Below are 22,619 nucleotides of genomic sequence, written 5' to 3' on the forward strand. Positions count from 1 at the left end.
TTGCGCCTCGCTCTGAACCCTCTCAGGCATGGAGACAGATGATGTTCTGGAAGAAAAGCCCCTCTGCGGTTCTGGCATCGCTACTGGTGATCCACCTGCTGGCCCACATCGACCGCAATATGCTGCTCGGTTTCTCGCCGCAGATCATTAAAGATCTGGCGCTCAGCAACACGCAATACGGCTTTCTGGTCGGCGCGGTATGGGTGCTGAGCTTCGGCGTGATGGCGATGTTCATGGGCACCCTTGCGGACCGCTTCAGCCGCACCCGGGTCATCGCCGCCGGCGTGCTGATCTGGAGCGCCTGCACGCTGGCCTCGGGCCATGCCCAGAGCTTTGAGCAGATGGTGGTGGCGCGCTTTTTCGTTGCCAGCGGCGAGGCGGCGCTGGTACCTGCCGCGGTGGCCCTGCTGGCTGAACTCTTCTCGGAGAAGCGACGAGGCACGGCAATGGGGCTGTTCTTCATGGGGATACCCATGGGCGTCGGCTGCAGTTTCCTGCTCGCCGGCAGCTTTGGCGCCACGCATGGCTGGCGGACCACGTTCTATGTCCTTGGCATCGTCGGCGTCGCCGTTGCCTTGCCGCTGGCGCTGCTCAAGGAAGACCGTAGCCAGCTCGCACCGCAGGAACGCGGCGCACCGTTCCTGCCGCAAGCGCTGGCGGTGTTGCGCACCGTCGGCAGCAACCGTGCGCTGGGCTTCGTGATCGTTGGTTTCGTACTGGTGCACCTCGTTTTTGCCAGCTTTTCCTTCTCGCAGTTGTGGCTCGTCAACGAACGCGGCATGAACGCGGCTGGCATTGCCACCAGGATCGGCGCGCTACAACTGGTGTTCGGCACGCTGGGCGCGGTGATGGGTGGCGTCATGGGCGATCGTGTGGCGAGCAAACTGCGCGGCGGACACGCCAGCTTCATGGCGCTCCTTGTCGTGATCTGCGCGCCGTTGATGCTGGCCTGCCGTTTCGTCCCGGTCAGTTCGCCGCTGTTCTACATCGGCATGTGCGCGGGATTCTTCCTGCCGCTGGCGGTGTACGGCCCGGGGGCGGCGGCGATCATGAGCATGGCACCCCAGAAGATGCGCTCGACGATCTTCGGTTTCACGATGCTGTCGATCAACGTATTCGCCCTTGCCATCGGCACCGTGGTCATCGGGATGGCCGCCGACCATTTCATCAAGGCTGGCGCCACCGCTCCGCTGACGGGTGTCCTGATCGCCACTGACGTGCTGACGATCAGTTCGGCGCTGTTTTTCGCCCTCGCGGCGCGCGCCTCGCGCAGGCAGCGTGCGCTCGCGCTGCAAAACATACAACCTGCGAGGTAATGGACATGCAAGACCAACGTCGGAATCTGGAAGGGCGTGTCGCCCTCGTCACCGGTGCCGGTCGCGGGATGGGCGGTGCCATCGCCGTGGATCTGGCCCGCGCCGGTGCACGGGTCGCGATCTGCGATATCGACATGCCGGCTCTCGAAGAAACGCGCGCTGCCGTGCAAGCGGCCGGCGCGCCGTGTCTGGCGCTGCGCTGCGACGTCTCGTCCAGCAGCGAAGTCGCCAACCTGTTCGCCGCGATCGTCGAGCGTTTCGGGACGTTGCACATTCTCGTCAACAACGCCGCGCTCGTGCCGAACACGCCGATCGATACGGGACGCCGCAACAGGCATTACGCCTATCTCACCACGCCCGTGCAGCGCCAATCGCTGGCTTTCACCAGCAGCATCAGCGACGAGGAGTGGCATCGTTACTGGGACGTCAACGTGCACGGCCTCTTTTACTGCACCCGCGAAGCGCTCAGGCTGATGCAGCCGCAGCGCGACGGCAGGATCATCAACATCGCGTCGATTGCGGGCATCTCGGCCATGAGCGCCCATAGCCCGCACTACAGCGCCACCAAGGGCGCGGTGGTTGCCTTCACGAAGTCGGTCGCAGCCGAAGTCGCGGGCGCCAATATCTTCGTCAACGCGATGGCGCCTGGGGGTGTGGCCACTCCCGAATTCACGGAATACTTCGAGGCCGCCGGTGAGGAAAAGCGCAACCAGTTCTGGCAAGTGGTGCCGGCCGGACGCCTGGGCACGATGGAAGAATACGCCTCGACGGTGACCTATCTGGCCGGCGACCACTACCTGGTCGGCCAGGTGATCAGCCCGAATGGCGGCGTGGTGATATGACCGGGTGCGCCGCGTGACCTGAAGCGATCACGCCTGCAAATCCTTGCATCGACCTCTTCAGCATCTGCCATAACGATCAGTTCTGCGAATAGGATTGTGAGCGCTTCTGGAGATCGGTCTTTGACAAAAGACGACTGACCGGCGGTAAAAGACCGCAGGCGCCCAATGGCTCGAATGCTGCCGCGGGCGATGTCGGCTCGTGACTTTGCATTAAAGAATGGACGGACGAAATGAACGGTTTGATGCTGCAAAAGCAGTTGCTGATTTCCTCGCTGATCGTGCATGCCGATCGCCATCATGGGGATACGGAGATCGTGTCGCGGCGGGTAGAGGGTGACATCCATCGCTACACCTTCCGCGACTGTCACCGGCGCGCGCGACAGATGGCCAATGCGCTCACGAGTCTGGGCATCAGGCCGTCCGACCGTGTCGGCACCCTCGCCTGGAACGGCTATCGCCACATGGAGCTGTACTACGGCATATCCGGCATGGGCGCAGTGATGCATACGATCAATCCGCGCCTGCACGCAGACCAGATCGCCTACATCGTCGACCATGCGGAAGATCAGGTCCTGTTCTTCGATCTGACGTTCCTGCCGCTGGTCAAGGCCATTGCCGGCCGCTGCAGGACTGTCAAGGCGTTTATCGCGATGACCGATCGCGCGCATATGCCGCTGGATACCGGCATTACCAACCTGCTGTGCTACGAAGATCTGCTCGAGCGCAGCTCGTCGACCTACGTGTGGCCGAATTTTGACGAGGATACCGCCTGTGCGCTGTGCTACACGTCCGGTACCACCGGCAACCCGAAGGGCGTCCTCTACTCGCATCGCTCGTCGCTGCTTCACACGTTCGCTGCCGCACTGCCGGATGCGCTGAACTGCTCGGCGCGCGACGTGATCCTGCCGGTCGTGCCGATGTTCCATGTCAATGCGTGGGGCATTCCGTATGTCGCGTGCATGGTCGGGGCCAAGCTGGTTTTCCCCGGCCCCGGGTTGGACGGCCAAGCGCTCTACGAGCTCGTCGAAGCCGAGCAGGTCACCTTCGCGGCTGGCGTGCCGACAGTATGGCAAGGCCTGCTGACCTGGCTCGAGCAAGGTGGCCTGAACTTCTCGACCCTGAAGCGCACCGTCATTGGCGGCGCAGCCTGCCCGCCCGCAATGCTTCACACGTTCCAGGATGGGTACGGCGTCGAGGTCCTGCACGCATGGGGCATGACCGAACTGAGTCCGCTCGGGACCATCGGCGCGTTGAAAGCAAGGCACCTCGCACTGGGTCCGGAAGACCGTTGCGCCCTGCAATCCAAACAGGGGCGCGCGGTATTTGGCGTCGATATGAAGATCCTCGATGAGAACGGCCAGGAACTGCCATGGGACGGCGTGAGCTCGGGCGATCTGCTGGTGCGTGGCCCATGGGTGGTGCGCAACTACTTCCGCAATGAAGGTGGCAACCCGCTGCGGATCGATGCCGACGCGCATGGCTGGTTCCCGACCGGCGATATCGCGACCATCGACGCCGACGGCTTCATGCAGATCACCGATCGCAGCAAGGACGTGATCAAGTCCGGCGGCGAGTGGATCAGCTCGATCGAGATCGAGAACCTCGCAGCCGCGCATCCCGCGATAGCGAGCGCGGCCTGCATTGCGGCGAAGCATATGAAGTGGGACGAGCGGCCACTGCTTGTCGCCGTGAAACAGCCCGGTGCACAGGTCACAGCCGAAGAATTGCTGGCGTTCTTCGAAGGAAAGATCGCGAAATGGTGGACGCCGGATGCAGTCGTATTTGTCGATGCGGTGCCGCTTGGCGCTACCGGCAAGGTGCTGAAGAACCAGCTGCGCGAAGCGTTTCAGGACTATCTGTTGCCGACTTAAGGAAGCAGGTGGCCTGGCGTGTTGAGTATTGAACGTACGTCTTGAACGTACGTCGTTACGGGTGGATTAAAGCAACAAAACTGGAGACGCAATGAAACTGAAATGGGTAGCTGCGGCCGCGGTGGCCGTCCTTGGAAGTCCGGCCTATGCGCAGTCGTCGGTGACGCTGTACGGCGTCGTGGATTCCGGTCTGCTATATCAAAGTACCTCGGCGGCCTCGTTCAGCCCGACGGCGAAGAATCTGGGGAAGGTCTATCGCTACAAGGACGGCGGGATCTACGCGAGCATCTGGGGCATGAAGGGGACCGAGGATATCGGCGGCGGCTATCACGTCAACTTCAAGCTGCAGGGGTCGTTCGACAGCGGCACCGGCAAGTTCGGCCTGGCGGATACGCCGGGCGCGGTGGCGCAGTTCAACCAGTTCGCGACGCTCGGCGTGTCGGGACCGTTCGGTACGGTGAACTTCGGTCGCCAGATCGTGCCGATGGCCTACGCGATGGCCGATACCGACGTGCGGGCGGGCCAGTATTTCGGCAGCATCCTGACGGCATGGCTGGGCATGAACCAGGCCGCAGGCTGGTCCGGCACCAGCACCAATGGACCGATCGGCGCGCTGTACGACAGCAATGCGATCGTCTACGAGTCGCCGACATTCGCCGGCGTGTCCGCAGCGCTCGAATATGCGCCCGGCGGTGTGGCAGGCAGCTTCCAGGGCGGCACGCGCGAGTCCGCCGTGCTCAAATACTCGAACTATGGCCTCAATCTGAGAGCCGTCTACTACAACGGTCACGACACCAATCCCGGACCGACGACGGTGCCCACCGGACTCGCCAACAACCGCCTCTACTACCTCGGGGCGCTGTACACCTATCACGCCTTCTCCATTTCCGCGTCATATTCCAACGGCAGGAATCCGGCGCACGCGAATCTGGTCAACCTCGACCTGTATTCGGCCGGCCTCGGCTATCAGTTCTCACCGGCATTCAAGCTCACCAGTGGCGTGTATTACCTGAAGGACGCGAACAATTCGGCCAACAAATCGCTCGAGGTCGCCGGAGGCGCCGAATACAGTCTGTCCAAGGCCACTTTGCTCTATGGCCAGGTGGGTTGGGTGAACAACCACGGAGATATGACGCAGACGATTACGTACGGCCAGCCCGTCGCGCCTGGCCTCGGGACGACGGCGGTCATGCTCGGGATACGCCACTACTTCTAGGGATCCTCCGTATTGAGCTCGAAATGAAGACCTCTGGCCGGTGAAGCGTGCCGGCTCGCCCCGCGGTAGCAGAACAGCGATTCCAACGGGGATCCCACAAGACTCAGGAAGATTGGAGAAAGCAATGAAGGTAATCAGGGCACTCAAACTGGCGGTCGGCGCACTGATCGTGACGACATGGATCAATGCATGGTCCCAGCCTGGCGAATCGGGCAGTGCGCCAGCGTCAACCGTCATGGCGTCGCCGGGCAGCAGCGCTTCGGCGAGTTCCAGACAGGCTGATCGCGCGCTCGGCAGGAAGGTACGCGCTGCGCTCATGAAGGACAAGGAGATCAGTGCTTCAAACATCAGTGTCCGTGCGAGAGGTGGCGCGGTGACGCTGTTTGGCACGGTGCCCGATGCAGCGCAGATCGACAGGGCGGCCGGGGTTGCCGAAGCCGTGCCGGGCGTGACAACCGTGAAAAACAATCTGACACTCAAACGCGTATTCGGCCAGTAAGTGGTCATCCTAAGTAAGTCCGGACCGCTGCCAGGCTTGCACCGAAGCGACACCGCTCTGCCTACGACGTCAGTCCGCCGGCGCATCTGGTTGGCGGACGGCGCAAATGGATCGATTGCGCAGATGAGCCCGGTTTCGTCGAAGGGGTGACGGCATTCGTCGGGAGGCAAAACACCCAACGTCGACCGAGCGTGCCGCACCGTTCTTGAGCTTTAGCGAATAGACGAACCGACAGAAAAGTGCTGCTGTCGGTAACGTCCTACCTTGAACGAATCTCGGCAGTACAGAGGTCGCGCTGATGTGTGGCAATCTGCCATGTGTTTCCCCACGGATCTCTTACCATTGCTCGCCTGTCGCCGTATGGCATGTCGGTCGGAACTTCGAGTGAGATCGCATTCGCCGCAATCGCTCGCTGGTAGGTCGAATCGGCGTCCTCGACGTAGACATACAGAAATGCCGGCATCGGATCGCGAAGGCCGTCTGCGCCGCTAACCATCACGACGGAATCGCCGATCATGAGTTCGGCAGGCCGCCCGTGACGGAATTCGCCCTGTGCCTGAAACACCATCTTGATGAATGTGATCAGGTTTTCCGGATCCCGTGCGACGATTCGGGGCGTGACGGTATGCCATCCATCGGGCTGAAATTTAGCCATGTTGGGCAGCCTCGGAAGAGATTCGCAAGGGCATTGTCCTCCGGGCGCCGGATGTCCGCAAAGGGGGGCGAACTCGGGCGAATCGGCATCTGGCTCGGTTCGGCCACAAACTGCCGGTCACATGCGCCGCCGGAAGGCCGCTCAGGCGTCGGCTCTGCTTCGCAACCGGCCATCTGATTGTCGCAAGGCGAGCGCTCGTTCAGCGGCCAGAAGGGACATCAATCTGGCCGGCCAAAGACGCCCTGTTCCACCGAGCGGAGGCATCTCCCCTGTTAATCCCTGTCAGCTTGCCGGATTTCGTGCCATGACGACCCATGCCGCGCCGTTGATCATCACCGACCCCTCGCCGGGGAGGCTCGCGAAGGCGGCACGAACTGCGGCGGAGGCACGGGCGCGGATGTCGTCGGGCTGACCAGCGAGCGCACGCGACAGCGGGCCGACCTCAAGCGACATCCTCACTGCGTCGTCGATCGCCGCGTCCCGCGTTTCGCCCTCGCCGAATGGGACGGCCGCGTCGAAGGGCGAGATAACGATTTCGGTGAAACCGGCCGCCGTCAGGATGCGCGCCACGTGCTCCCGGTCGCCGAACGAAAACGGGCCGGGCGCTTCGGGATCGGGGAGCGCGCTCGGCGGGACGATGTCCTTGAGCGCGCCCACCGGCAGTCGCATCCAATCGTTCTCGGCCGCACCGCGCCAGCAGACGAAAGCGACCCGGCCGCCCGGCCGGAGCGCGCGTCGCATATGGGCGAACGCCGCTGTCGGATCGGGGAAAAACATCACGCCGAAACGCGAGAACAGAATGTCGAACGCGGCTTCGGGCAGCTCTGCGCTGCTGGCGTCGGCCACCTGAAACAGGGCCGGCGTATCGTGGCGCGCAAGCGCGCGCGCTCGATCGATCAGCGGTTCGGATATGTCCACGCCCAGCACTTGGCCCCCCGCGCCGACGCGAGCGGCCAGAGCCAGACTTGACGCACCCGCGCCGCAGCCGATGTCCAGCACGCGCTCACCCGTCGCGGGCGCGGCGGCTTCGATCGCGGCCTGGCCGAACACCGCCACCAGAGCGTCGAGCCGGGCCTGGTTGGCGACCCAGCGCTCCCCGCTTTGACCATTCCAGTCACCCACCTGATCAGCACTTTGCTTTGCCATGTCATCTCCTTGACTCGACGATCCGCCTTTCGCCGCGTCGATTTACGCCAACCTTTTCGAAGGCGACGACGCAACAAGAGCAGGGATCTGTGCTCTCAAACCACCATCGACTGCTGGGCGAAGATACCCGCCATCGCGCCCTGCGATGAAGCCTGGGTGACCGAGGGCAAGAAGGGCGTGGCGAGGTCGCCAGCGGCGTAGATGCCGGGCATGCTGGTTTGGCGGCGCTCGTCGACTTTGAGGACGATGCCGGTGGGCGTATCGACCGTGGCGAGGCCCAGTGATTCATGCAGGCGTGCGGACGGCTTGTTGCGCGGATGGGCGAACAGGACGTCGACCGCGACATTGCGGCGGGTATCGAGATTGACGGTGTTGATATGGCCCTTGTGATGGGCGATCTCGACGATCCGGCCATCGACGACAGGTATGTTGCGACGCGCCAGATCGACTTGGATATCGGGCGCAATGTCATGACCATCGGCGAAGACAGTCAGCTTGTCCGTCCAATCGCGGAACAGCCTGGCAGACTGGTGCGACTGCGGGCTGGACCAGACGAGGCCCCAATGCTGGCCGGCGACTTCAAAGCCGTCGCAATAGGGGCAGGGCACGATGGACGTGCCCCAGCTTTCGGCAAAGCCCGGAACATCAGGCATCTGGTCGGCGACGCCATAGCTCAGGATCAGGCGGTGCGCCCTCAGGCTTTCGTTATCGTCAGTGACGACGCAGAAATCGTCGATGGCGCCAGACACGCTCTCGGCCCGGGCAACGACCAGCCTGATCGTTGGATAGCGCGTCAACTGCTGCCGCGCCTCGACCAGGATGTCCAGCGGTGGCTTGTGATCGTGGCCGAGCAAGCCATGCGAGTGGCCTGCAAAGCGGTTGCGCGGCCGGCCGGTATCGAGAACCGTGACCTTGCGGCGGGCACGGCCGAGCTGCAGGGCGGCGGCGAGGCCGGCAAAGCTGCCGCCGACGATGATGACGTCATCCATGGTGATGGGCTCCGTGTTGCGATTGGAGGGGTGGGCTGGGCGTGGTGTGCAATATCGTCCAGCGATACGCGCTTGAGACGGTCAGCGAGTAGGGCTTCGGCATTGGCGAGAAAGTTGCTGATGGCTGTATTGATCGGCCCCACAATCCCGCATTCGATATCGCCAGGCGCCCCGGGGAAACCTGATTTGGGCAACTGGTTGAAACCTGTCCTTGGCTTGCACATTTAAGATACTGCGTGGTATCGTAGTGCAAGAATTTGAATACTGTCAAGTACTGGAATTGTTGTGACCGAAAACAGCCAGAGCCGGCGCGGCCGGCCCGCCAACGAGGCGCTTCGCCAAACGATCGTCGACGCCGCCTGCGAACTCTTTGTGGAATTGGGTTTTCAAGCGACGACCATGAACAAGGTCGCGCAGCGGGCGAAGATATCCAAGCTCAGCATCTATCGGCACTTCGAGAACAAGGAGGCGCTGTTCAGCGCGGCCATGGTGGCCCACTGCCATCAATTTGCACCCCAGGCCCTTTCTGAAAGCGTCGACGGTTCAGCCGAAGATCAGCTCATGGCGGTGGGATCATCCCTGCTTCGCACGCTGTTGAGCCCGGACGTCCGCAGTGTCGAAGCCATGGTTTTGGCCGACAAGACGAATCAAAAGTCGTTAAGCAAGCTCCATTACGAAGCCGGGCCCGCCCATGTCATCGCCCAAATCGAGGCCGTGTTGCGTCAGTTGCACGCGAAAGCGATTCTGAACGTACCCGATGCTCTCCGATCCGCCCGCTTGTTTGCCGCGCTTTTCAAAGGATCCGATCTTCTGCTTGTCGCACGCTTCGATGAGGCGAGAGCAGAGGATGACAACGAAATCGAATCCTATTGCCGGTCGGCCGTCGCCATGTTCATCGCCGCGCACGGTGGCATCTAAAGGTGCGCTATCGCGGCTTGATGAAGAACCCGCAGAGTTGCACACGCTGTTCGCTCTAAGCAATCTGTGGATGACGCGCGAACGACTGATGCGCGAGGCCGCTGCATGAGCGCAAAAGCCGCCCGCGCGGGCAGGCAATCGGCGCCTTCCTTATGCCGAACGTAGCGCTGCATTCGAGCCAGGTGCCGCACCGCTTCCACCGCATCGGCCCTATGTGGATGGCTCAGTGCGGCAAAACGAGTTCTGAACACCATCCCTAACCTTGCGGGCGCTTCCTTTCGATCTGGTGAACGACAAGCTGATTGCTTATAGAGAAATCAAACTTAAGTTCGAGAGCAATTCGAGGGTCGAGCAAGACGTCATCCTTGCACGGCGTAAGCCGCCTCACCAACTCACGGGTCTAAGCGTCCGCAGAGGCCGATGACTTGCCCCCCAGGCGACGGCACGGAATGACCGTTCCACTCCGATACCTACCCTTAGAACAGAGACTGCTCGACCGGCTGCAACGGGTCGACTTGCGACGATCCTCCGCTGCGGGCCGGCAAGCGGTTCCATCGAACTATTGCATCGACCGGTTGAATCCGCCAGTGGAACTGGGACGTTCAAAGTTGCTTTGCCCCTTCAGGTGGGCGATAGTTCAGAGGGTGGAATGACAAACCCAAGGCCCGCCAGATATACCCGCTCACTCCAGTTGTAGCAATTCTGTAGCAAACCAAAATTCACCCCGCAGTACCGCGCCCATAGCCCCACGCGGCAACAATCGACCGATATCCGAACGTTGCGATATGACAGCGCCTCTTCATCCAAAAAAACCGTCTTATTTTCGCTCGAAGTCTGTCACCATTTCATGCGACACGGACCGTGAGCGTAGCGTTGGTCCTGCATCGCGGAAGCGTGTCCTAACGGGAGAGTCCTGATGAGCAAGAAGTCCGAAACGAGCGGTAAGAGCGGCGCGAATGAGTCGACCGCTGCGACGCTGGCCGCGCTGGCGAATTACATCAGTGAGTTCGTCATCAATGGGACGCTCGACACCAGATGCGCCGCGAAACTAGTTAAGCGCCTGAGAAAGGAAGCGGAAACCATTTTGGAAAATGGAAGCGCGACAAAGCTGGCACAAAAGGATCTGAAGAAAGCGTTCGACACGGTTGACGCTGCAGTCCAGGACCACGATGCGAAACTGCTGGTCACAGCCAACGCAGCACTACGTACAGCAGACGAGGGGAAAAAGGCGGAAAAGTAGCACTGAAGACTCGCGCGCCTTGACGCTGTAGTAGCTGCGTCCTTCGCCAAAAGCTGTCTCTCGCGCAGGGGCGTCCGCGTGACTCCTAGTGCTGATCAGACGTTCGGCGAAGTGTCAAAAGGTCTCTTGCGACAAGCCGAGCTACACAAAGCGGTTCGCCGGCGCGTACGGCTCGAAGTATCGATCCATCACGCCGATGCACGCATTCAGGCTATGTCCGGCGCATGAAGGCAATGTAGGCGTTTCATGTCTCACCAGCCCGCCCCGCGCCCTCATCCAAACCGAACACAATAAGCAGGCGGCAAATGCGCTGAAATCAAATGCCAGCTTTCGCCGCCGTCGTCGGACGTCCATAGCGCGCCGGTGGTCGACGCCATTGCGAGGCGCGTGCCGGAGTCATCTACAGCGAGCCCGTGCCGATACACGAGGTCATACGCCGGTGCAGGCGGCAACCCGTTCGAGAAACGCTCGAACGTGCGGCCGCCGTCGCGTGTGCGCGTGACGACGAACTGGCCGTCCACCGGGATCCGGCACTGGTCTTTCACGGCGGGCACAAACCACGCGGTGTCCGGCTCGCGCGGATGCACGGCAACCGCGAAGCCGAAGCTCGACGGCTGCGCTTCGATCCGCTGCCAGTGCGCCGCGCCGTCGGTCGAGCGGAAGATCGCGCAGTGATGCTGCGCCCACAGCGCATCTGGATTTGCGGCGCATTGCACGACGCGGTGCGGGTCTTGCACGTTGGCATCGCCGCGTCGCTCCGGCGGCATGTAGTCGGCCTCCATGCCTTCGGCACTAACGCGCCAGGTCGCGCCGCCGTCGGCGGTTTGCCAGACGCCGCCACACGACACGCCGATCGTCACGTGCCGGCTGTCGCGCGGATCGACCATCACGGAATGGATGCCCGGCGCGTCGTAGCCGCCTCCGAACCATTCTCGGCGCTCCGGGCGATCCCACAGCGCCCGGTTGAGCAGCCATGTATCGCCGCCATCGTCGGAACGGAAGAGCCCGCCGGGAATCGTGCCGGCCCACAGGACGCCCGGCTCGTCCGGGCCGCCGGTTTCAAGCGACCAGATTTGCTGGAGCGTCCAGGGAGGAGCCGGCGGGCTGGGCACGGCCGCGCTCGCATTGTCCGCGCTCGTGTCCGCGCCGTCACCGGCATGCGTCTCGTCGGCAGGCTGCGGCGGGTAGACGGGGACCGCGCACTCTTCCCAATCCTCTATGCCCGCGCGCCGGCGATGCAGCTTCACGCCGAAGTGGCCGAGATTGAGCGCGGCATACAGCGAACCGTCGCGCGGATCAGGCAGCACCATGCTCACCGGCTCGCCGACGAAATACGGCTCACCGAGCGTCCAGCCGCCCTCGCCGTCGGCTTGCAGAACGAACAATCCCTTGCGGGTTGCAACAAGCAATCGATCGCTCATGTGGAGTGTCTCCTGTCGACCAGAGTTGGCGCTTTAGCGCTTACTCTGGTCCCATGCAAAGCTCGAGTAAGAGTGGAACCTTCTTATCCGCCCGACAACGCCTGTATGACGTAAACGCGGCTTTCCTCGCCGAGCGCATCGGACAGATGTTGTCGGTCGCGCACCGGCCGGCCGTCGACAAACACGGCGAGATGTCTTCGCAGTGAGCCCTGATCGTCAAGGATGTAGCCGCGCAGTCGAGGTTGCGCGGCGAAGACGGCCTTCAGTGCTTCGCCGAGCGTGCGCGCGTCGATCTCGCGCTCGGGCGTTGCGATATGCCGTTGAATCGAAGCAGCGAAGAAGATGTGCGCCATGGCGGGGTAGCCGAGCGGGAATGGCCTGGTCGTCGATTCTGCAGTTTAGACGATCCGCCGGGTGCTTCGGGGTATCGCCATACAACAGACGACAGGTTGCGCCTCCGAAGCGGCCGTTGCGGTGTCGCGAGTCCGAAAGGCGGCTCGGGGTCGTAAGCACGCGTTCGGTCTCAGTGAGGCTGATCACTCGCGACCGCCGAGGTGCGAATGTCCGCAAAGTGACGCTCAGCTGCCTGACCAAAGCCGATTCTCGAATGACGGCAACACGCCCTGAGCCAGTCCGTCAGGTTCCGGAGTAATGCGGCCGCTCCAACGGCAGATTTCCCGGCTCGCTGAACGGCAAGTTGTGGCCGAAAGTGCCATTCTTTGAACGATGCCATCAGGCGGATCGTCGGCCAAATCTGCGATTCGCGAGTCGCACGCGGCTATCGTGACCGACCGCCCGCTTCCGGGAGGCACCCGGCGGTGCCGTGCCAGTGCTTGACCCTACCTGATCGGGATGGAAAGAGCCTTAAACGCGGGTAGTGGCGATTGCGGTACGCGGCCGCAGCGTCGCCATGACCAGGTACATGCCGCCGCCGATCGCTACGCCGAAGAACCAGCCATATGTATTCCACCAGGCCGGCAGCAGGTTAGTGAAGTTGGGCAGGAAGGTCGAAAACACGCTGCCGACCGCCGCCGCGGCCAGCGCGTTGACGTTCCAGCCGCTTTCGTAGCGATACTCGCCGTGCTCCTGGTAGAGCGCCGCGACGTTGACGTTGCCCTTGGCCACCAGATAGTAGTCCACCAGGATGATTCCCAGCAGCGGGCCCATCGTGGCGCCGATGGCGTTGACGAAGTGCGCGGCGTTGCCTTCCCACGGCGCAAACGGGTAGAGCGCCAGCGCGATGGCTGCGGCGATGAAACCGCCCTTCTTGAAGCTGATCTGCCTGGGGAACGTGTTGGAGATGTCGAACGCCGCCGAGACGAAATTGGCCACCACGTTGATGCCTAGCGTGGCGACTGCGAAAGTCACCGCCGCGATGAGTGCCAGTATCCAGCTATCGAACTTGGCTGAGATCTGCTCGGGGTGCAGCAGCACTTCGCCGTACACCTTGAAGGCGGCGATGGTGGTGACGCCGGCGACCAGCGAGAACGCAATCAGGTTGACCGGCAGGCCCCACAGATTTCCTTTCTTGACTGCGTCGCGGTTTTTCGCGTAGCGCGAGAAGTCGCAAAAGTTCAGGTACAGCGCCGCGAAGTAGGTGATCCAGGTCGCGCCTACGGCCATCAGGGCCCAGAACGAGCCGGGCTCGCCGCTGACGCCGGCGTCCTTGGTCTTCTCGAGCAGCGCGTCCATCGGAATGCCATGCTCGAACGAGAAGCCGCCCGCCTTGACGCACAGGCCGATCGCCAGGATCAGCATCGCGATCCACACCGCCGGACCGGCCAGGTCCTGGAATTTGCGCACCGTTTCCATGCCCTTCTGAATGATGAGCAGCTGCAGCGCCCAGACGATGAAGTAGCAGATCACTTCCAGCCCCGAGTGGCCGAGAAAGTGCGTGCCCTTGTGGAACTCCATCAGGCTGGTGCTGCGGATCAACAGCGCGACTATCGCGCTCGAAGCCGCTGCTGTCTGCGCGCCGTACCAGAAGCAGGCCACCACGGCGCGCACCAGCGCCGCGAGGTTGGCGCCCCACACGCCGAAAGAGGCGCGCGCAAGCACCGGGTATGGCACGCCGGTCTTCTCGCCGGCGTAGCCGATCAGATTCATCAGCGCGAAGATCACGAGTGAGCCGAGCCCGATCGCCAGCACAAAGTTGGTAAAGCTGCCGCACAGCAGGAACAGGCTGGCGGCGAGGTAGTAGCCCCAGAGGCTGTGCACGTCCGAGGTCCAGACGTTGAAAATGCTAAAGGCACCCCAGTTGCGCACCCTGGCAGGTGCGAGATCTTCGTTGTAGAGGCCGGGGGAAGGGTTGCGGATTTCCATCTGTCGTCTCCTTTGAGTTCGTGGAAATGAGGAACCACCGCCAGACGACCCTGGGCGGCGATGCCCCCGCGTCTGAAGCAAGCTCGTATGCAAGAACTGTATGTACTGTGCGGCACAGCTCTGAATGGGTTAACCCTAATCGAGAGGCATGTCGGCGCAAGCCAACAATCCGATCCCACGCACAATGAGCGCAATCGCAAGTTCGTCGTTGTTGTCCATTGTGACCGCGCAAATCAATAAAATTGCGCGATGCTTACCGTTGCTGCGTCCCGCTCGCAATCTATGGGGCCGTTGATGTGGAGATGGCCGGAGGCCCCCCTCGTCGAAGGGTTCGATGTGAGGGCAGCCCGATTCAAATGCCGTGTTTGATTGACCTCCGATGGTCCCGCATCGGGCGACAGCTGGCGTTCGTCAGTTCAGATGCGATCTCAAATGGTAGAAGTGGATCGGGTGCCGCCGAACGCAACCGGCGGTGCTCAGCCCCCTCACCGAAGTTTGCTGTCGGACCGGGTTCGGCCATCTACGGCCATTGGCCCGCGGTTTCACAAGGACATTCGCATGTCGGCTCCGCCTCCGACACCGGACGTTCGTGCGTGGATCATGTCCGGTGGCGTCGTCGGCCATTTATAGGTAGTCCGTCCCGTCTTTCATCGATAGATAGATACTGTCAGACTGGGAGCGTTCTGCCAGTCTGACAGTGGCGGGACATGCACCCGTTTCGCGCTGCCAAACACGTTCCACTTTCCGGTTCAGGAAGAACCGTTCGGCAAACGCGTGGACGCTCCTATGTCAAGCGACTCCGATCGATGTCGCTCGCCGCTCGGGAACCTGGATGGTGCGCGACGGTTTAGGTCGTCGGTTCGACGAACGGGCACCGCGATGCTCGAGCGTTTGCCGCTTCGAGGGACGGATCTGCCTTGTTTGAGGACGCCGTCCGGCATCGCCGCGCCCTGAGCCCTGAGCCCCGGAGATCAGTAGGCGTTGAAAGCCACCGTGCGCCAGCCGATGGTCTGCACGCGTTGCGACAGGATGGGCGAGCTCACGTACTTGGCGTCGAAGAAGAAGTCGCCAAGGATGTCTTGCAGCGATTTCGTGATAGCCGCATTCATGCCGAGCCATTCGGTCTGGATGACGAGCCAATATCCCTCGAGTTCGGACGACGGGGCGTTCTTCTTCAATCGCTTGCGCGCCTCGTCGGGCACGCTGTCGTAGGCGACGTTCGCCCTTTTGCTAGCGAGCTCGCTCTTGCCGGCTGGCGTGAGCTTGCGGTTGGAGTGCTCGCGATAGGCCTGATTGCGGTAGATGGGCTTGTTGTTCCGCGTGGGGTCCTCGCCGATCTTCTCGAGTTCAGCGCGCAGCGAGGCCTTGGACTCGACGAGCCCGTTGAGCTTCTGCAAGCAGTTACGGATCTTCTCGGGCTGCCACGTGAGGCCAACGTCGTCGAAGAAGATGAGCATTCGCGCCACCTGGTGGCATATCGATACAAAGGCTGCGCAGGTGATGCCGCGGTTCTCGCTGAGCGGCGCGTTGTCGATCGCGCGCAGCGTCCATTTGAGCAGCCGCACGAGCGCCGGGAACTCGAACGGGATTTGGCCGAAGTCGGTCGTGCGCACCATGCCCGTGAAACGGCTCGCGTGCGGGCTCTCGACGAGGAGCTGCAAGCGCTGGAAGTCCGCCGACGAAGGGTAGTTGCCGTAGGGCGTGCGCTTGACGTTTTGCGCGAACATCTGCGCGATTTCGGCCGTGCGGGAGCGCAGCACGTTATCCGTCGGATGGGCGTGCAGGTATCCGCCGGCGCCCTTGTCATCCGCGTAGGTCGCGACGTCCGCGATCTCCAGCTGCTGCGCGCCCGCGTGAACGTAGCTCCGGCCGAGGCCGTGGCGCGGCTCGAGGAACACGGTGACGTGGATCGGCTGCCGGGTGGTGGGCGGGTAGCGCGTAAACACCAGGTCGCCCGTCACGAAAGTGTTGATGCTGTCCGTCAGCTTGCTCATGCTGCCCCCGCACTGCCTGAATAATGTGGTGGTCAGATAAATGTGAAAAAACGATAGGTTTTTGAGTTGTAGTGGTCAAGTCATTTCGAACACGACGATAGATTTTTTGCTGCCATCTTCAGCTTGACATTCGCCGACCAGATTTGCGCTAAGTAAATTACCGCTCAGGCCGCCGAGTCACATGGCCGCCGACCCAACTGCCCTTACGACCGTCGCTCGTTCGAAGCGGCCGTTAAAGTCGTGTGGGGTCGAGCGGCAGAGACGGGTCGCGTGCCGCCGAACGCAGTCTTGCGAGGTTCAAGCTGCGCAGCCCAATGCATGAGGCGGCACGCGGCCAACAGCCGCCCTTGCCACAGAGCGCGCAAAGGTCGGCTTCCGCCTCGGACAGCGATGTTCAATTTCCGTACGCGGCGATGCGTAAAAACCACGCATTTTTCGCTCGTCGCCACGGCGCAGCATCATTTCACATCGCCGAGCGCATCGAGCATCATTGACCAGATACAAACGTCCGCCGGTTGCCCGAATCGTTGCAGCCCGCGCTCTCAAGTCTCGCGATCGATTTCGCGCGGGCTGCAAGCGTCATTACTGGCCTGTTGCGCTCTTCACCGCGCATTGCCCGACGATACTCTCCCCGTCACTGAATTTGAACGTGACGGGAACCGTCGAACCGACCGTCAGCGGCTTCTTTTCCTTCTCGAACATCACGTGATAGCCGCCCGGCGCGAATGCGAGTGTCCCGTTGGCCGGGACGGTCACCTTGTCGACCATGACCATCTTCGACGTGCTCCCGGTAGTCTGCGTCTGATGCAGCATGGACATCCCGAACGCATCGGTGCTAACACCTTCGAGATCGACGGGCTTGTCTCCCATGTTCATCAGCTTGAAGTAGCCGCCGGACGGCACGTCGCCCGGCATCGAGCGGATCCAGCAGTCGGACACCATCATGGCGCCCGACGAAGCGGCGAAAGCGGTTAGCGAAGCAGCCGCGAGCGGCAGCGCGATAGCCAGGCGGAAGAAGGGGTGGTGCATGGCATAACCTCCTGTTCTACGTTAAGGAAAATGTGATGGGCCGGTGGGACCTACGTCGCGGCACCGAGGCAAGGCTCGATCGTCATATCGGTCGCATGTCTACATGGTCGCTCCGCTATCCGCCCGTCGGCGACGTATGGCCCAGCACCGCAGCCAGCGCAAGTACGGCTAGCATGACGAGCGCTTCGACAGAGAGAACGCCGTCGAAGCGGCGTTGCGCGGCGGGGTAATCCGGATCGTTCCGCTCGGCAAGCACGAGCAGATCGGGCAGAATCGCCATCCGGTTCCAGCCGCCGAGCAATGTCGCCAGGACCACACATGCAAGCTTTGCGGCGAGCAACCGGCCCCAGTGTGTGCGCAGCAGCGGCGCGCTGGCCTGCGCCGTGTCCTGAACGGCGTTGTAGAAACCGGTGACGAGAACAAACACGAGCGCAGTCGTCGCCAGATGAGACAGCGCCGAGCAGAACGCAGCCCTCCGGCCGGGCGGACGGCCTGGTTCGCGTTCGAGCCGGCGCAGCAGGATCGCGGCGACGATGACACTGCCGGCCCAAAGCGCAGTCGCGGAAAGGTGGACGACGTGGATCGCCTCACGCCACGAGAAGTCGCCGGAGTCGGCCGCATGGCTCGCGGCTGCCTTGCCCGCGACCCACAGGACGAACCCCGCAGCAAAGAGCGCTGAGCCGCGCTCTTTCTTGAGGCCACTCAACGCCGCGAGCAGCGCGCCGGCAACGCCGATCGACCATGCCTTACCGAAGTGGGACTGCGTCAGTACTGGGGCGATAGCCGAACCAGCTTCACCGAGCGGCGAACCGCTCATGATTGCGGCCTGAAGCCAGAGGTACGCCAGGGCGGTGAGAGCGAGTGCGACTGACGCGACGGTCCGCCAGACTCGCGTCGTGTCTTGCCCTGGCAATCCGCTACGTGCGCCCAGGACGCCGCATGCAAGAGCGCCGGTAGCGACGGCAAACAGAATGTCCTGCATCGCGGCCAGTGCAATCTGGGCGACGACGAGCGGATCCACCGTTACTTCACCGTGAACGTGTAATGCCCCTGGGTGCGATGGCCGTCGTCGGCAACGGCGACCCACGAGACGGTATAGGCGCCCGGCACGAGGGGATTTAGCCCTACCGACATATGCTTCCTGTTCGACGGGTCAACCGCAGCTTTGCTGCTCGTCACGGACTTGCCTTGCGAGTCGGTGACGGCGATCGAGCTGAAGGCGGGCTCCAGACCATCGTCGAAGTCGATCGCCACGTCCTTCTGCGAGGTCGTGACGGTCGCACCGGCCCCCGGCGCCTCCTGGGTCGGGTAGGCGTGCGCCTGCGCGAGATTGCAGCCGGCGATCATCAGCGCGGCGATGGCCGCGCGTGCAATCGTGTGCAGTTTCATGAGAGGACTCCTTACACGTTAGAACAGCGGCTTGCCGAGCGTTTTCGGCGCAATATCGTCGAAGAAAAGATGGGCCTGTACCAGGATGCCCACATGCGAACCGCTCGCGCTGTTGATTGGTATCTGGGCTTCGACACCGAACTGGCCATAGCGGTTGATCCAGATGAACCCTGGATTGATCGTGCCAGTGGTTTGGCCCTGACTTCTCGATAGCGGAAACTCGACGATGGGAACAATGTTCGAGAGCGGCTGCGGCAAGCCGAAATCATGCACCTGCTGCTGCAGATAGGGCAGGCTGTACTGGACCGTGAAACCGTAGTCGAAAGAATTGGGCTGACCGGCCCCGGTGGTCAACGAAGGCCCAGCTTCGGCGGTAATGGCAACGGGTCGGAGATAGGCCAGTGAGTCGGGCAGATCGCCCATACCCTTGCCCACGTAGATCGTCGGCGAGATGGTCGAAAAGCTGTCCGCAATCGCGTGGCTGCCGGTTCCACCCAATTCCGCATGCACCCCGACTGAAGTCATGAATTCGTGCGGGGCGTTCACATACAGCAGATACTTCAGGCCGACTCCAAAGTTATCGAACCCGTGCGCAGTCGGATTGTTCTGCATCACGTAAGCGCCGTCGACGGACAGGGCAAGCCTTGACGTGATCAGCTTGTCGTACTCGAAGCTGAACGTATTGATGCTTTGATCGCCGTTGTCTCCAGGAACACGCTGATGCCCGTATTCGAAGTTAGCTTCATCGCCGACACCTGGATCATCGACAGCCAACGTTGACGGAAAGACGCGGTCGCCCGCGATGGCATGGGCAGCGGCTGGCGTTGAGGCGAGCAGGAGCGCGGTTGCGGCGAACGAGATCGTTGCCATGGCGAAGAAGGGTTTCCCATGGCGCAAGGTATTGGTATTCATGTTTCATCCATTGATCGAGGTCGTCATCACGCCGCCGCGAGTCTGTGAAGAGACACGACGACGCCTGGCGATGCGTTCGTGCACGGCATCGCCACCAGGGCTCAATTCAGGATGAAACGGGGGGCGCGCGCGGCTGTGCGGATGCCAGCGGTTCGACGCGACGGATGCTCTCGAACCGCGTCGCAACGCGATGCTGGATGGCCCAGACCGTGACCGCAAATTCAGGCTGGACGCTCGGCAGTACGGGCGTGTGCGCAATCAGGTTGCAGTAGCCGCAAGCATGCCAGTGAGCAGCCAGCGAGTGGGAGGTGTCCTCGTTGCCCGGCGGATTGCCTGGAGTCGAATGTGCGGAGCAGAGCGAGGCTGAAGGAAGCCCAGCCTCGTTGCGGTCAGCCAGTGCGTGCGAAACCGTCGGCGCGAGCGTTGCCATCAGGATTGCCAGCAATCCCAGATAGGAGCCCAATTTCCGGCAGAAGCAGCTCAGCATAAGGCCGACGATTCGATATTGGTCTGGTGAAGGTGAATGCGGCGCATTATGCCATGTGTTACTTGCAGGCATCGACCTGTGACAGCTTGCCGCGTTGCCGGAAGTCTCAAGTAGGGCTGGAATGAGACGCTCGCAGGCCGCGCCTGACTGACTCCGGAGGGTCGTGTGCTGCCGATCCCAGCCTCCCGAGGTTGACGTTGTGTATGCAAATTGAATGGGTCGGAACACGGCCAGTTCCGGACATCCAGACAAATTGCGCGGACGTCCGCAGCTCGACGCATACACGACGATCGCTTTTGAAGCCTCGACAAGTCGATGCTGTTGTTAGCCAGTTGACGTTCGTATGTGTATTGGCATACGCGGCGCCGCACTGTTTCATTGCGTACGCGGGGTATTAGTTTGTCGGCTGAAGCGTCGATCTGCTTTCACTAAGCCAGAGGATGAGTTCGTTCACACGCATTGCCTTCGCGAACAGCCAGCCCTGCCCATACTGGACGCCTCTCTGTACCAGATATTCGACCTGGACATCGCGCTCGACACCCTCGGCCACGATTTCCACCCCCAGTTCGTGTGCCATCTCGATGATATGAGGCGCGACGACGCTCGACGCTGCGTCCTGTGCGATGGTGTCGATAAATGACTTGTCGATTTTCAGGACGTCGACCGTGAAGGTTTGCAGATACGAAAGGCTGGAATATCCAGTTCCAAAATCGTCAATATAGATCGGGTGACCGGCATTCCTGAACGCCGCTATTGTTTCTCGCGTTGCGTCGGCGTCCATGAAGCTTCGCTCCGTCGCTTCGATTCTGATCTGGGCAGGGCGGATGCCCGTTCCGCCCAGTCGGGCAGTGAGGACATTGAGGAAGCGGTGTGTCCGTAGGTCTTCGCTGCTCACATTGATAGAAACATAGAACGAAGGACGCGAGCGCAGGAGCTTCGACAGTTCGTCAATCGTCTTGTCCAGTACGAGGTCCGTCAACGGCTGGATGAGGCGGTTCTGCTCGGCAACTGCGACAAAGATCTCCGGCGAGATGTAACGTCCGTTCAGATTCCATCTGACCAGTGCTTCGACGCCCACGCATTCGCCATTTGTGAGGCTCACGATCGGTTGAAAATACACGTCAATCCTTCTTCGCGAGATAGCCCATTCGAGTGTTGCGGGGAAGGAGAGCTGTCGCGAGATCTGCCTGAATGCAAGCCAACCGAGCAAGCCTCCAACGATGACACCAACCGATAGCCACATCACAAGCACACCGGTCCAGTTGCCCAGAAGGCTACTACGTGGGGATTTGACTACCACGCCGAGCGGGCGGGTCGCCGAACGGGCGACAGCGTAATACCATTGTTCGCTGTTCACGTGCCCGGCAAGTTTCCATGCGTTGAGCATGTCGTTGCCATCCGCGCCGGACGACAAGGCCAATATGGTGTTTGTCTCGACATTGATCGCGGCAATCGGTCTTCGGGCGAGGTCGATAAGATCAACATAGGACTGCGGATCGATCGAGACATAGTTTCCATTGCGACCGATCTGAATGTCCTGACGTACATCACTGAGCGGGTTCTTCTGCCGGAACCAAACCAGATAGCCATCGTTGCTTCGCCAACTGGGCGGCGGCATTGTCAGATGCTGCGCCCGAACGTCGCCCATAAGCGGCGAGCACAGGTATTGTCCGCCGCCGTAAGCGCCCGCATCCTGCACGTAGCGATAATTGAAAATCACGCGCGCAAGCTGAGCGATGTAGCCGGGCGAGCAGGGTCCGCCGGGTACAGCCTCCATGTCGGCGATCGCGGCGAATGCCTGGTAGGTGACAAGCTCCGTGCGTATCACGGCTTTCGCGGCCAATTGCTGCAGATCGTCCTGCTCGCGACGTTCGGCATCTTCGTCTGCGACATAGATGCTGGTCAGCACGGGCAGGATTGTCGCAATACAGCCCAGCGCGACAGAAGCTGAAATGAGCGACAACCGTTTTATCATCTCGCAAGTTCCGTGGTAACTGTCCGCATGGAAGACCTGCACCGACGGGAGGGGCGAACGCTCGGAATTGCGATGCCACGCTAAAGAGTAGTATCTGGCGCCCATTTTTCAACTCATCCCTGAGCGCATCGTCCATCTACTCTTCTTCCGCTCATATTCCGCTGGAGGGTTGGCCCCATGGTGCTCTCGCCTTGCCAACTGCCGCTGGTTTACGTATCGTGATCCTTACATTCCCTTGCGCATATTGAGTTGTCGTTGTGCTGCCTGATCTGGGTGGCGGACTACCTTTGCATGCCGATGCGGACCAGCAATTCGAAAAACAGGAACAAGTGCGATTAGCTGAGGAAATGCTGCGGCCCGCACATACATCGTTAATCGCCAGGCCATCGCTCTGGTCC

At 61.6% G+C, this 22,619-nt stretch carries 20 protein-coding genes and 1 pseudogene; 8 read left to right on the forward strand and 13 right to left on the reverse strand.

What is annotated here, in order from left to right; all coding sequences use genetic code 11:
• Positions 1–41 precede the first annotated feature (41 nt).
• The 5 genes from OKW40_RS22720 to OKW40_RS22740 all read left to right on the forward strand — a co-directional run bounded on the left by OKW40_RS22720 (position 42) and on the right by OKW40_RS22740 (position 5,744).
• Positions 42–1,316 carry an MFS transporter gene (locus OKW40_RS22720; protein WP_429491594.1) on the forward strand — a complete coding sequence of 425 codons (1,275 nt, stop codon included), beginning with the start codon at positions 42–44 and terminating at the stop codon, positions 1,314–1,316.
• On the forward strand, positions 1,316–2,158 hold the full coding sequence (locus OKW40_RS22725) for an SDR family NAD(P)-dependent oxidoreductase (protein ID WP_429491596.1): 843 nt from the start codon (positions 1,316–1,318) through the stop codon (positions 2,156–2,158). The genes OKW40_RS22720 and OKW40_RS22725 overlap by 1 nt, the downstream gene beginning before the upstream one ends.
• 230 nt (positions 2,159–2,388) lie before the next feature.
• Entirely contained in the window at positions 2,389–4,029 is a 1,641-nt protein-coding gene (locus tag OKW40_RS22730) for a 3-(methylthio)propionyl-CoA ligase (RefSeq protein ID WP_429491598.1), read from the forward strand.
• A gap of 91 nt (positions 4,030–4,120) precedes the next feature.
• Positions 4,121–5,245 (forward strand): porin, encoded by a 1,125-nt coding sequence (locus OKW40_RS22735; protein WP_429491600.1) that lies wholly within the window; start codon positions 4,121–4,123, stop codon positions 5,243–5,245.
• A gap of 124 nt (positions 5,246–5,369) precedes the next feature.
• Positions 5,370–5,744, forward strand: a complete 375-nt coding sequence (locus OKW40_RS22740; protein WP_429492027.1) for a BON domain-containing protein — start codon at positions 5,370–5,372, stop codon at positions 5,742–5,744.
• Between the two features lie 259 nt (positions 5,745–6,003).
• Here the strand turns inward: OKW40_RS22740 and OKW40_RS22745 are convergent, their stop codons facing one another.
• From OKW40_RS22745 to OKW40_RS22755, 3 genes are all read right to left on the reverse strand, one after another.
• A complete protein-coding gene (locus OKW40_RS22745; protein ID WP_090803931.1) occupies positions 6,004–6,399 on the reverse strand; it encodes a VOC family protein in 396 nt (131 codons plus the stop codon).
• Between the two features lie 282 nt (positions 6,400–6,681).
• Positions 6,682–7,545, reverse strand: a complete 864-nt coding sequence (locus OKW40_RS22750; RefSeq protein ID WP_429491602.1) for a class I SAM-dependent methyltransferase — start codon at positions 7,543–7,545, stop codon at positions 6,682–6,684.
• A 95-nt stretch (positions 7,546–7,640) separates the two neighbouring features.
• Positions 7,641–8,534, reverse strand: a complete 894-nt coding sequence (locus OKW40_RS22755; RefSeq protein WP_429491604.1) for an NAD(P)/FAD-dependent oxidoreductase — start codon at positions 8,532–8,534, stop codon at positions 7,641–7,643.
• 285 nt (positions 8,535–8,819) lie between these two features.
• Here OKW40_RS22755 and OKW40_RS22760 point away from each other — a divergent pair, with 285 nt between their 5' ends.
• The 3 genes and pseudogenes from OKW40_RS22760 to OKW40_RS22770 all read left to right on the forward strand — a co-directional run bounded on the left by OKW40_RS22760 (position 8,820) and on the right by OKW40_RS22770 (position 10,692).
• A complete protein-coding gene (locus OKW40_RS22760) occupies positions 8,820–9,452 on the forward strand; it encodes a TetR/AcrR family transcriptional regulator (protein ID WP_429491606.1) in 633 nt (210 codons plus the stop codon).
• Positions 9,440–9,561, forward strand: a pseudogene (locus OKW40_RS22765) (IS5/IS1182 family transposase); the annotation flags it as partial. The gene OKW40_RS22760 and the pseudogene OKW40_RS22765, both read left to right, overlap by 13 nt.
• Before the next feature lie 807 nt (positions 9,562–10,368).
• On the forward strand, positions 10,369–10,692 hold the full coding sequence (locus OKW40_RS22770; RefSeq protein ID WP_429491608.1) for a hypothetical protein: 324 nt from the start codon (positions 10,369–10,371) through the stop codon (positions 10,690–10,692).
• Between the two features lie 272 nt (positions 10,693–10,964).
• Here OKW40_RS22770 and OKW40_RS22775 read toward each other — a convergent pair whose 3' ends face one another.
• From OKW40_RS22775 to OKW40_RS22820, 10 genes are all read right to left on the reverse strand, one after another.
• On the reverse strand, positions 10,965–12,113 hold the full coding sequence (locus OKW40_RS22775) for a WD40/YVTN/BNR-like repeat-containing protein (RefSeq protein ID WP_429491610.1): 1,149 nt from the start codon (positions 12,111–12,113) through the stop codon (positions 10,965–10,967).
• 83 nt (positions 12,114–12,196) lie between these two features.
• Complete coding sequence (locus OKW40_RS22780; protein WP_090803938.1) at positions 12,197–12,466, reverse strand: MoaD/ThiS family protein; 270 nt, start codon at positions 12,464–12,466, stop codon at positions 12,197–12,199.
• Between the two features lie 511 nt (positions 12,467–12,977).
• Entirely contained in the window at positions 12,978–14,435 is a 1,458-nt protein-coding gene (locus OKW40_RS22785; RefSeq protein ID WP_187611735.1) for an NCS1 family nucleobase:cation symporter-1, read from the reverse strand.
• Positions 14,436–15,406: 971 nt separating this feature from the next.
• Entirely contained in the window at positions 15,407–16,429 is a 1,023-nt protein-coding gene (locus OKW40_RS22790) for a hypothetical protein (protein ID WP_429491612.1), read from the reverse strand.
• A 582-nt stretch (positions 16,430–17,011) separates the two neighbouring features.
• On the reverse strand, positions 17,012–17,458 hold the full coding sequence (locus tag OKW40_RS22795) for a copper chaperone PCu(A)C (RefSeq protein ID WP_244145121.1): 447 nt from the start codon (positions 17,456–17,458) through the stop codon (positions 17,012–17,014).
• A gap of 115 nt (positions 17,459–17,573) precedes the next feature.
• Positions 17,574–18,479: a CopD family protein gene (locus OKW40_RS22800; protein ID WP_429491614.1), complete on the reverse strand. Its 906-nt coding sequence runs from the start codon at positions 18,477–18,479 to the stop codon at positions 17,574–17,576.
• Positions 18,480–18,481: 2 nt separating this feature from the next.
• Positions 18,482–18,847: a copper resistance CopC family protein gene (locus OKW40_RS22805; RefSeq protein ID WP_429491615.1), complete on the reverse strand. Its 366-nt coding sequence runs from the start codon at positions 18,845–18,847 to the stop codon at positions 18,482–18,484.
• A gap of 18 nt (positions 18,848–18,865) precedes the next feature.
• Positions 18,866–19,759 (reverse strand): hypothetical protein, encoded by an 894-nt coding sequence (locus OKW40_RS22810; RefSeq protein WP_429491617.1) that lies wholly within the window; start codon positions 19,757–19,759, stop codon positions 18,866–18,868.
• A gap of 106 nt (positions 19,760–19,865) precedes the next feature.
• The gene (locus OKW40_RS22815) at positions 19,866–20,246 is read right to left on the reverse strand and encodes a DUF2946 domain-containing protein (protein ID WP_090803944.1); all 381 of its coding nucleotides are present in this window, start codon (positions 20,244–20,246) and stop codon (positions 19,866–19,868) included.
• 394 nt (positions 20,247–20,640) lie between these two features.
• Positions 20,641–22,221, reverse strand: coding sequence for an EAL domain-containing protein (locus OKW40_RS22820; RefSeq protein WP_429491619.1), 1,581 nt, complete (start codon positions 22,219–22,221; stop codon positions 20,641–20,643).
• Between the last annotated feature and the right edge of the window lie 398 nt (positions 22,222–22,619).

Source organism: Paraburkholderia sp. RAU6.4a, assembly GCF_050435625.1.
GTDB classification, from domain to species: domain Bacteria; phylum Pseudomonadota; class Gammaproteobacteria; order Burkholderiales; family Burkholderiaceae; genus Paraburkholderia; species Paraburkholderia tuberum.